Origin of the sequence: Cryobacterium aureum, assembly GCF_002954245.1 — a bacterium.
In the GTDB taxonomy this organism is placed as follows: Bacteria; Actinomycetota; Actinomycetes; order Actinomycetales; family Microbacteriaceae; genus Cryobacterium; species Cryobacterium aureum.
In genome coordinates, this window is record NZ_PPTG01000017.1 from 1 (window position 1) to 1273 (window position 1273).

Consider the following 1273-nt stretch of genomic DNA (forward strand, 5'->3'; position numbering starts at 1 on the left):
TTTTACCATCGACCACCAGCGCTGTCGACGATTGGCGATCTTTGCGGAAGCGGCTGGCTTAGCCAAGATGGGTTTTCAGGAAGAGGGCTGTTCGCTCGAATGCGTCTGTTGTCTCGTCTGAGGCGTGGCGTGGAAGGTTCGGGTCCAGGGCGAAGCCGTGGCGGACTTTGGGGTAAACCACCACTGCGGAACGCGTGGTGGTGTGGGTCAGGATTTCGCGCATCTGTTGGATGTCACGGGCGGGGGTGCTGGCGTCTTTTCCGGCATATATTCCCAGCCAGGGTGCCTTGAGCGCGCGTGCGGCATCGATTCCGCTGAGGATTCCCGGCCAGCGTGGCGAAGCCAAGCTGGCGCCGTAGAAGGTGACTGCGGCATCGATGTGCAGTGTTGCTGCCGCCCACAATGCGAGGGTCCCTCCCATTGAGAAACCTATTATCGCTACTTTCCGTGCTCCTTGGGCGCGGATCCAGACCAGGGCGCTTTCGATGTCACATGTGACCCCTTCTGTCGTGAGGGTGTCGTGATAGCGGCGGGCTTGTGCGAATTTCCCATCGGTGACGACGGGGTCGTCGATGCGGTGGTAGAGGTGCGGCGCTGCGGCGATGTAACCGCAGCCGGCCAGGCGGACGACGAGATCGGCAACTGGTACGGACAGACCCCAGACCTCGTGCAGCACAATGACTCCAGCCCGCGCTGTGCCCTCCGGCAGTGACACTGTCAGTGGGACGCCACCAGCCCTTGCAACTTTTATCGCGCGCGAATGGTCGGAACGGTTCGGGATCGGTTGCATGCTTTCTTCGTTCGTTCAGATACTGCCTTTTGGCAGGGGTGTTAGCGGGGATATCCGGGCCTGGCTCGGATGAAGCGGTGGGCTGGAACGAGGAAGCTTCATCACTTAACAGGTTAGTGACGGATTCAAGATGGCAACAGGGCGATGGCCAGCATCCGAGGTCTCGCCCGCTATTGCGGTGCCGGGTGTCGGGCGCACACATCTGTCATTCCTGTGCGCGGGCTTCAGCGTGCGGTTGAATGGAAGCATGGCTGGAATCTGTGTGTACACGATCGGGCATTCGACCCATCCGATTGACGAGTTCGTTAACATGTTGAAAGCAAACGGCGTGGAACGACTCATCGACGTGCGCACCGTTCCGGGGTCTCGTCACAACCCGCAATTTGGGGAGCACGAACTTGTCGTGAGTATGCCGGAAGCAGGTATCGACTATCAACGACTCGCCGAGCTCGGCGGTCTACGGCACACCCCGGCGGCTGAATC

Annotated in this window: 2 protein-coding genes; one reads left to right on the forward strand and one right to left on the reverse strand. The window is 60.3% G+C overall.

The window, feature by feature from the left end; all coding sequences use genetic code 11:
• Positions 1 to 58: 58 nt before the first annotated feature.
• The gene (locus CJ028_RS07120; protein ID WP_105034583.1) at positions 59 to 790 is read right to left on the reverse strand and encodes a dienelactone hydrolase family protein; all 732 of its coding nucleotides are present in this window, start codon (positions 788 to 790) and stop codon (positions 59 to 61) included.
• 247 nt (positions 791 to 1037) lie between these two features.
• Between CJ028_RS07120 and CJ028_RS07125 the strand changes: the two genes are divergently transcribed.
• Positions 1038 to 1273 (forward strand): DUF488 domain-containing protein (locus CJ028_RS07125; RefSeq protein ID WP_129590411.1); only part of this gene is annotated, 236 nt, incomplete at its 3' end.

Coding starts and splice junctions, on each gene's coding strand:
- CJ028_RS07120 (WP_105034583.1), bottom strand. CDS start 790: ATGCAACCGATCCCGAACCGTTCCGACCATTCGCGCGCGATAAAAGTT.